The sequence below is a fragment of the Streptomyces muensis genome, assembly GCF_021474425.1.
Classification (GTDB): domain Bacteria; phylum Actinomycetota; class Actinomycetes; order Streptomycetales; family Streptomycetaceae; genus Streptomyces; species Streptomyces muensis.
The window spans coordinates 32373-40641 of sequence record NZ_JAKEIP010000128.1 but is presented as its reverse complement, the minus strand read 5'-3'; the positions used below and the strand labels follow the sequence as shown (position 1 = coordinate 40641).

Below are 8269 nucleotides of genomic sequence, written 5' to 3'. Positions count from 1 at the left end.
GAGCAGGGGCAGGGGCAGGCGCCCCGGCCGGGGCGCCGAACGCGGGCGGTGCGGTGGCCTGGGCGGGCGGTGCGAAGCCAGGGGCCGCACCGGCCTGGGGCTGCTGCGGCTGCGGCGCTGCGGCGGGCGTCTCCTCCTCGGCGACCTCGCCGCCGAAGTTCCTCAGCAGCGCCTCGAGGCCGCCGTCGAAGCCCTGGCCGACCGCGGCGAACCGCCAGACGTCCTTGAGGTAGAAGTCGCCCAGCATGACGGCACGTTCGGTGGAGAACTCCGAGCCGCTGAAGGCGTAGCGGGCCACCTCCTCGCCGCCCGCGACGATGCGGATGTACCCGGGGCCGACCTGCGACATCTGTCCGGCGCCGTCGATCGTCGCCGTGAAGGACAGCTTCTGGATCTGCGGAGGGATCTTGTCGAGCGTGACCCGGAAGGACTCCGTGTCACCGGCCTGGGTGCCGAGGAGCTGGATGGACTCCTCGGGGGACTTCGGCTGGTTGAAGAAGACGAAGTAACGGTCGTCCGAGAGCCGTTCGTCGGCGTCGAGACCGAAGCAGCTGATGTCGAAGCTCAGCCCCGGAGCGGCGATCTGTACCCCTACGTACAGATCCGTGCCCGCGGTGAGGTCACTGATCTTGGCCTTGTGGCCGCGTTGGAATTCCCTGGCCATGCGTAACGACCGTCCCCCATCCCGAATGTGAGTGCGTCGCGCCAGGCTAACTGCAAACTCGGACATCGAGCGAAGCCGGTACAGACCCGATACACACCCGGACAGAGGTGGGGCGCGTCATTCGCTGCGCGCGCCGGGCACATGGGGCAGCCGCTCGGCTGCGACCACGCCTTCGAGGTAGCCCTTCGCCCGCTCGGTGCGTGGATAAGCCTCCAGCAGCCGCCAGAAGCGGGGGCCGTGACCGGGCACGAGGAGATGCGCGAGTTCGTGCAGGAGGACGTAGTCGACGACGTACTCGGGCATGCCCTGCAACCGGTGTGAGAGACGGATGCTGCCCTCGGCCGGGGTGCACGAGCCCCAGCGTGTGTTCTGGTTGGTGACCCAGCGGACCGAGCTGGGCCGGGCGCGGCCGTCGAAGTACTGTTCCGACAGCCGCTCGGCGCGCTCGGCCAGTTCGGCGTCACCGAGGACCCGCTTGCTCTCCTGGGCGGCCAGCTTGTCGAGCATGACGTTCACCCAGCGCTGCTCCTCCGCCTCGGACATCCGGGCAGGGATGAGCACGACGGTGCGGTCGCCCTCGCGGTACGCCGAGACCGTCCGGCGGCGCCGGGCGCTCCTGCGGACCTCGATCGCGCTCGCTCCCGAGCCGCTCGACGGCGGGCTCGTCGTACGGCGCTGCGGCGTTCCGGCGCGGTGCAGTGGGTCGGCGGACACGCCCCGACGTTACCCGCTGCACATGGGGGAAGTCCCGACTCCGGGACGGTTCGATGCCGATCCCCCACCATGCGTTTGATTTGTACGACGAATATCCACCGCCTGTGGACAACTTTCGGCGCCGGGCGCCGCGTCGGGGCATGCTGGCAGTCACCGGCGGAGCTGCGACCGAGCTCCACCGGCACACGGGGACGTTCCACGAGGGCTACGGGGGCCTGTTCATGCAAGCGACGGTTTCGGCGATTTCGACGGTTTCTGAGGCTGCGGAAGACGCGGCGGTACCGGTGGCTCCACTGCTGAAGCCCGCGCTCCGGCGCGGTTGGCGGGATCTCAACACCGTGCAGTTCGGGATGACTCCGGCACACGCGCTGACGGTGGGTCCGATGGACACGGCGACGGGCAGCTTCCTCGATCTGCTCAACGGCACCCGCGGGCTGGAGCTGTTGCGCGAAGAGGGCCGCCGCATGGATCTGCCGGACGGTCATGTCGAGGGGCTGGTGCGGCGGCTGGCGGGGGCCGGGCTCCTCGACGACGCGAAGGGCGGCGGCCCGGCGGCCGACGCACTGCGACGCAAGGCAGAGGTCCTGGACCGGCTGCGCCCCGATCTGGCCTCCCTGTCCCTGACCACGTCCGAGCCGGGCGAGGCGATCGGCCGGCTCGCCGCCCGCCGCTCACTGCGGGTGCAGGTGAGGGGAGCCGGCCGGGTGGGTTCGATGGTGGCCTCACTGTTGTCGGGCGCCGGGGTCGGCGAGGTCGACGTACGGGACGTCGGCCGGGTCGAGCCGGGGGACGTGGCGCCGGGCGGACTGCCCGCGGAGGCGGTCGGCGAACGCAGGGACCAGGCGGCGCGGCGGGCCGCCCGCCGCTGCGCACCGGACCGTCCACCGCGCCGTGGCTCCCCGTCACCTCGCGAGGCGGACGACACGGGCCACTCGCTGGTGATCATCGCGCCGAGGGACGACGTCGCGGTGCACGCCCCCTCTCCGTCCACCGCCGAACCCCTGATCTCTTCCGGTACGCCCCATCTGTACGCCGGTGTCGTGGAGGCGACCGGCGTGGTCGGCCCGTTCGTCCTGCCCGGCGAGACCGGCTGCGCCGGCTGTCTCCACGAGGGGCGGACCGACCGGGACCCGGTCTGGCCCCGCCTGGTCGCGCAGTGGCGCTCGGGCCTGGGCAGGGCACGCCAGGTGCGGCCCTGCGATCTCACGCTGGCCACCACGGTCGCCGGACTGGCCGCCGCCCACGCCCTCGCGTTCCTGGACGGCCGGGTTCCGTCGAGCACGGGTGCACGCTGGGAGGTGTCCCTGCCCGGTCTCAGCTGGCACGCCCGACCGGTGTGGGCACACCCCGCGTGTCCTTGCGGCGCCACGGAGAAAGGTGAGCGAGAACACCCCTCCGAGGACGCGGGGTCACACGAGACAATGGCGGAGCAAGGGCCGTCGAAGGAGTTGCCCCGTAAGGCAGACGCGAAGCGGCCGGCTGGGACCTGGAGGGCGCATGTCTGATCTTCCCCGCAAGGCGGTCACCCGTACCGCCAAGCTCGCCGCGCTTCCGCTCGGCTTCGCCGGACGGGCGACCTGGGGACTCGGCAAGCGGATCGTCGGCGAGTCCGCGGAGATCGTCGGCCGCGAGCTGCAGCAACGCACCGCGGAGCAGCTGTTCAAGGTGCTCGGCGAGCTCAAGGGCGGCGCGATGAAGTTCGGCCAGGCCCTGTCCGTCTTCGAGTCGGCCCTGCCCGAGGAGATCGCCGGTCCTTACCGCGCGGCGCTCACCAAGTTGCAGGAGGCGGCGCCCCCGATGCCGACGCGCACCGTGCACGCGGTGCTGGCGGAGCGGCTCGGCGAGGACTGGCACGACCTGTTCCTGGAGTTCGAGGACAAGCCCGCCGCGGCGGCCTCGATCGGCCAGGTGCACCGGGGGGTGTGGCACGACGGCCGTGAGGTGGCGGTCAAGGTCCAGTACCCGGGAGCCGGCGAGGCACTGCTGTCCGACCTGAACCAATTGAGTCGTTTCGCCCGGCTGCTGGGCCCGTTGGTTCCCGGCATGGACGTCAAGCCGCTGATCACGGAGCTCAAGGACCGGGTCTCCGAGGAACTGGACTACGCCCTGGAGGCGCAGGCCCAGCAGGCGCACGCGGAGGAGTTCGCCGACGACCCGGACGTGGTCGTGCCGGCCGTGGTCCAGCAGTGCGACCAGGTCCTGGTCACGGAGTGGATCGACGGCATCCCGCTGTCGGAGGTGATCTCGGACGGCACCGAGGAGCAGCGCAACCGCGCCGGTCAGCTCCTGGCCCGCTTCCTCTTCTCCGGCCCCGCCCGCACCGGTCTTCTGCACGCCGACCCGCACCCGGGCAACTTCCGTCTTCTGCCGGGCGGCCCCGAAGGTGCCGACGACTGGCGGCTGGGCGTCCTGGACTTCGGCACGGTCGACCGCCTTCCGGGCGGCCTGCCGACGCCGATCGGTGAGTCGCTGCGTATGACCCTGGACGGCGAGGCCGACGCCGTCTACGAGCTTCTCTGTGCCGAGGGCTTCGTCAAGGAGTCCATCGACCTGGAACCCGACGCCGTCCTCGACTACCTGCTGCCGATCATCGAACCGGCCCTGGTCGATGAGTTCACCTTCACCCGCGGCTGGATGCGCAGCCAGGCCGCCCGTGTGGCCGACCCCCGTTCCCCTGCCTATCAGCTGGGCAAACAGCTCAATCTGCCTCCGGCGTACCTCCTGATCCATCGGGTGACGTTGAGCACGATCGGGGTGCTGTGCCAGCTGGGCGCGACGGTGCGGCTGCGCGAGGAACTGGAGGAGTGGCTGCCGGGGTTCGTTCCGCAGGAGATCACGGACGAGGAGGAGTCGGCGGCCGAGGCCTGAGCCGGCGGCCAAGGCGTGAGCGGGTCTACCACCAGGCCGAGTCGAGTCGCCCCTCGATCGCTCTGAGGTTCTCCCGGGAGCAGGTGTCGCAGATGTAGTGGCGGGTGCCGTTCTCCACGGAGCAGGTCCAGGTGGGCTGCGGGGCGTTGGCCCGGGCGCCGCAGCGGGCGCATACGAGCTGCTGGGACTCCGTTGCGGAGCCGCCGTTGTCACTGCCTCCGGAAGGACTCGTCACTCGGCGACGATACCGCCGTCCCCCGCTGATCAGCTGGCACAACGCACCGCGGGGGCCGGTCCGTTCGCACGGACCGGCCCCCGCGGGGAGCTACCGCCTCCCGGGTCGGGAGGCCACCACCTGGTGGTGTGGTCGGTTACTGCATGACCGCCATGGCGAGCGCGCGGCGGGCGCGCAGCGAGGCACGCTCGGCCCTGCGCTGCATGCGGCGAGCGGTCGCCAGGCGCATGGCCCGGCGTTCCTGCTCGGCCTCGTGCTGGCGCTCGTGCATATGCGCACGTGCCAGGGCTTCTTGGATGAGTTGCATCTCTCGGTTCCTGTTCTGACGCGAGTCGTTCGCGCCCTTCGTGGTGAAGTCTTCAGGCGCGGAGCCTGCGAGTTCGTGGGTGGACGGCTTCATCGGGGCCTGCTTCTGGGGGTCGTGCGTGAGGGGGCGGTCGATCGTTCCTGCGGTGTTCATGCCGTGACCGGGTTCTTGCGCGGGCGACCACGCGGCCGCTTCCGGGCGACGACGACACCCTGGACGAACAGCTCGCCACCCCAGACGCCCCAGGGCTCACGCCGCTCCTTGGCGCCGGCGAGGCAGGCCTCCATCAGCGGGCAGGTGCGGCAGAGGGACTTGGCGTACTCGACGTCCGCCGGCGACTCGGCGAAGAAGACCTCCGGGTCGTAGGAACGGCAGGGGACGGGTACGCCGAGGTTCTCGATGGCGTCGTCGAGCGCGGTGAGCGCAGTGAGCGGGGTCAAGGTGGAGTCCTCCGTGAGGCCGGGCTTGGGGATCACGTCTGAAGGCGGTACGGACGGGGCGTGCGCTTCGAGTTGCACGGTTCGTCTTCCTCGTCTGGTCGTTCCGGCCCTGTTGGGCCGGGTGGCGGCTGGTACCGGGTCTTTCTTGGCCCGAGGCCCCTTCGCTCCGTCATCCCCGTTGGAGGACAAACAGAAGGGCCGCGGATCCCGGATGGGGTTCCGCGGCCCTGAAGGCGCCGGCCTGATCGGCGATCAGGCTGGATCACTCCAGGGTTCTGGCCCACGGAAGGCCCACATCTGGTGGTGCTGCGTCGTCTGCTTCCGGAATCCGGCACCGGTCGCCGTGAAGGCATAGGCCTGCGCCTTTGCCTCTACTGCCGCTTCCAGTGCCTTGGTCGGTCGCTCATTGCTCACGCGGACAGGGAGACCCGCGAGAGACAGGGCGGAGGCCGGGCGCTCGGCACGAATGCCGGACACACCGGTGCCCCGGTTGGAGACGCCGAGCATGCACAGGGAGGCGACGACCGAGCGATCGGTCATTTTCACGATGCTGATGGAGCTGGTGTTGATGCTGATCACTGGACTCGCCTCCTCTCGGCGTCTAAGGGGACTGGGGTGAGCCAGTCCGACGGGTATGCAAGTAGAACACGGAATTGGGGCCTCCGAGAAGGCCTCCGTTCCCGTGGCTAAGAACCTATGGGGATTGCTGGGGCATGCGCAAACTATTTTTTCGACGAGTTGGTGTCATTCCCCGTCGGCGCCGTCCCCAACCTCCTGACCTGCGCAGATGGCCAGCACATCGGCCCCGTAGCGGTCGAGCTTGCGCTTGAGGACGCCGGGGATGCGCGACAGCTCAACCGGACTGACCGGCTCCGCCTCGGCGATGGCCATCAGGGTCCTGTCCGTGAAGACGCAGAAGTCCGGCTGTCCGCTGAGCCGCGCCTGAATCCCACGCCACTCACGGAGTCGTTCGTAGAGGCCCTCGTCCATGTCGGAGGGACAGCCCTCGCAGCGCATCAGCTTCATCTCGCCGGCGTCGGTGAGGGTGCGCCCGCAGACGCGGCAGCGCGCCGGGGTGCGCTGGGTGCGTCTCGGAGCGGCGTCCGGTCTGCTCGTGAAGCCGCGCACGACGCCTCCGGAGCCGACTGCGGCGGTGCGTCCGGCGGTGGCGGCCGAGCCGGGGCGCAGTCCGTCCAGGAAGCGGCTGGGGCGGCGGTTCGGACGGCCGCCGGGCGCGCGGGTGAGCGCCCAGGAGACATGGAGGTACCGCCTGGCGCGCGTGACGCCGACATAGAGGAGGCGGCGTTCCTCCTCGATCTGCTCATCGGTCTTTGCGTAGGTGATCGGCATCATGCCCTCGGCGACCCCGACCAGGAAGACGACGTCCCACTCCAGGCCCTTGGCCGAGTGCAGGGAGGCGAGGGTGACGCCCTGGACGGTCGGGGCGTGCTGGGCGTTCGCCCGCTCGTCGAGTTCGGCGACGAGGTCGGCGAGGGTGGCGTCGGGTCTGGCGGTGGCGAAGTCCTGGGCGAGGTTCACCAGGGCGGCCAGTGACTCCCAGCGCTCTCTGACGGCGCCGGAGCCGGCCGGGGGCTGGGTCGTCCAGCCCTCCCCCGACAGCACGGCGCGCACCTGCGAGGGGAGGTCGGGGGCGTCGTCGAGAAGTGAGTCGTTGCCGCCGAACCGGGCCGCGCCGCGCAGGGCGATACCGGCCTTGCGCACCTCGGGGCGGTCGAAGAACCGCTCGGCGCCGCGCAGCTGGTAGGGCACGCCCGCGTCGGCCAGGGCCTGCTCATAGGTCTCGGACTGGGCGTTCGTACGGAACAGGATGGCGATCTCGGCGGCCGGGACGCCGGAGTCCATCAGTTCGCGGATACGGCGGGCGGCGCCTTCGGCCTCGGCGGGTTCGTCGGTGTACTCGGTGTAGACGGGTTCGGGCCCCGCCTCACGCTGTGAGACCAGTTCCAGGCGGTGGTCGGCGGCGCGGCCCCGGGCCTGGGCGAGCAGGCCGTTGGCGAGGTGAACGACCTGGGGTGTGGAGCGGTAGTCGCGGACCAGCTTGACGACGGTGGCACCGGGGTGGCGGGTGCGGAAATCGAGCAGATGGTCGGGAGTTGCTCCTGTGAAGGAGTAGATCGTCTGGCTGGCGTCGCCGACCACGCACAGGTTGTCGCGGTCGCCGAGCCACAGCTCCAGCAGGCGCTGCTGGAGCGGGCTGACGTCCTGGTACTCGTCGACCACGAAGTGCTGGTACTGGGAGCGGACCTGGTCGGCGATGTCGTGCCGGTCCTGGAGGATGGCGACCGTGAGCAGCAGGACGTCCTCGAAGTCGATGACGGAGCGGTCCCGCTTGAGGTCCTCGTAGACGTTGTAGATCTGGGCGATCTCGGCGGGGTCGCGGGGGGCGTCGCGGCCCGCCTTGGCGATGGCGGGTGGATAGTCGGCGGGGACGGTCTGGGTGACCTTGGACCACTCGATCTCGGCGGTGACGTCCCGCAGCTCGCCCCGGTCGAGGCGGATGCGGCAGGCGGCGGCCGCGTCCGCGACGAGCTGGATCTTGCGGTCGACCAGCCGGGGCATGGAGCCGCCGACCGCTTTCGGCCAGAAGTACTGGAGCTGCCGCAGGGCCGCCGAGTGGAAGGTGCGGGCCTGGACCCCGGCGGCACCGAGCTGCCGTAGCCGCCCGCGCATCTCTCCGGCGGCACGGTTGGTGAAGGTGACGGCGAGCACGCTGGAGGGCTGGAGGATGCCGGCGCGCACGCCGTAGGCGATGCGGTGCGTGATCGCCCGGGTCTTGCCCGTGCCGGCGCCCGCGAGCACGCACACCGGACCCTGCAGGGCGGTGGCCACCTCGCGCTGCTCGGGGTCGAGCCCTTCGAGCACCGCGTCGGCAGAATCCGGCACCTGCGGGAAAAGGGAGGAGTGCGTTGCTGCTGTCACACCGCCATGCTGCCAGGTCGCCGGAGACGGCTGTGCCGGTTGTCCACAGGCAGGCATCGATAGTCGTACTAATGCGGCAGGCGTCACGCGCCGGGCATACC

Annotated in this window: 9 protein-coding genes; 2 read left to right on the top strand and 7 right to left on the bottom strand. The window is 70.6% G+C overall.

Annotation, left to right across the window (positions count from 1 at the left end):
* Together L0P92_RS26555 and L0P92_RS26550 are read right to left on the bottom strand one after the other, a co-directional pair.
* The coding region (locus L0P92_RS26555) for a TerD family protein (protein WP_234765527.1) at positions 1 to 664 on the bottom strand (664 nt) is incomplete at its 3' end.
* 117 nt (positions 665 to 781) lie between these two features.
* Positions 782 to 1378: a M48 metallopeptidase family protein gene (locus L0P92_RS26550; protein WP_234765525.1), complete on the bottom strand. Its 597-nt coding sequence runs from the start codon at positions 1376 to 1378 to the stop codon at positions 782 to 784.
* A 284-nt stretch (positions 1379 to 1662) separates the two neighbouring features.
* Here L0P92_RS26550 and L0P92_RS26545 point away from each other — a divergent pair, with 284 nt between their 5' ends.
* Both L0P92_RS26545 and L0P92_RS26540 read left to right on the top strand, forming a co-directional pair.
* On the top strand, positions 1663 to 2883 hold the full coding sequence (locus L0P92_RS26545) for a TOMM precursor leader peptide-binding protein (RefSeq protein WP_234765524.1): 1221 nt from the start codon (positions 1663 to 1665) through the stop codon (positions 2881 to 2883).
* Positions 2876 to 4246, top strand: coding sequence for an ABC1 kinase family protein (locus tag L0P92_RS26540; RefSeq protein WP_234765520.1), 1371 nt, complete (start codon positions 2876 to 2878; stop codon positions 4244 to 4246). The genes L0P92_RS26545 and L0P92_RS26540 overlap by 8 nt, the downstream gene beginning before the upstream one ends.
* Before the next feature lie 25 nt (positions 4247 to 4271).
* Here L0P92_RS26540 and L0P92_RS26535 read toward each other — a convergent pair whose 3' ends face one another.
* From L0P92_RS26535 to L0P92_RS26515, 5 genes are all read right to left on the bottom strand, one after another.
* Complete coding sequence (locus tag L0P92_RS26535) at positions 4272 to 4481, bottom strand: hypothetical protein (protein ID WP_234765519.1); 210 nt, start codon at positions 4479 to 4481, stop codon at positions 4272 to 4274.
* Positions 4482 to 4617: 136 nt separating this feature from the next.
* Positions 4618 to 4941, bottom strand: coding sequence for a putative WhiB-interacting protein (locus L0P92_RS26530; protein ID WP_234765510.1), 324 nt, complete (start codon positions 4939 to 4941; stop codon positions 4618 to 4620).
* On the bottom strand, positions 4938 to 5306 hold the full coding sequence (locus L0P92_RS26525) for a WhiB family transcriptional regulator (RefSeq protein ID WP_031479359.1): 369 nt from the start codon (positions 5304 to 5306) through the stop codon (positions 4938 to 4940). The genes L0P92_RS26530 and L0P92_RS26525 overlap by 4 nt, the downstream gene beginning before the upstream one ends.
* A gap of 174 nt (positions 5307 to 5480) precedes the next feature.
* Entirely contained in the window at positions 5481 to 5807 is a 327-nt protein-coding gene (locus L0P92_RS26520; RefSeq protein WP_234765509.1) for a hypothetical protein, read from the bottom strand.
* Between the two features lie 165 nt (positions 5808 to 5972).
* Positions 5973 to 8225, bottom strand: a complete 2253-nt coding sequence (locus L0P92_RS26515; protein WP_237696084.1) for an ATP-dependent DNA helicase UvrD2 — start codon at positions 8223 to 8225, stop codon at positions 5973 to 5975.
* Between the last annotated feature and the right edge of the window lie 44 nt (positions 8226 to 8269).

Coding starts and splice junctions, on each gene's coding strand:
- L0P92_RS26515 (WP_237696084.1), bottom strand. CDS start 8,225: ATGCCTGCCTGTGGACAACCGGCACAGCCGTCTCCGGCGACCTGGCAG.
- L0P92_RS26540 (WP_234765520.1), top strand. CDS start 2,876: ATGTCTGATCTTCCCCGCAAGGCGGTCACCCGTACCGCCAAGCTCGCC.
- L0P92_RS26530 (WP_234765510.1), bottom strand. CDS start 4,941: ATGAACACCGCAGGAACGATCGACCGCCCCCTCACGCACGACCCCCAG.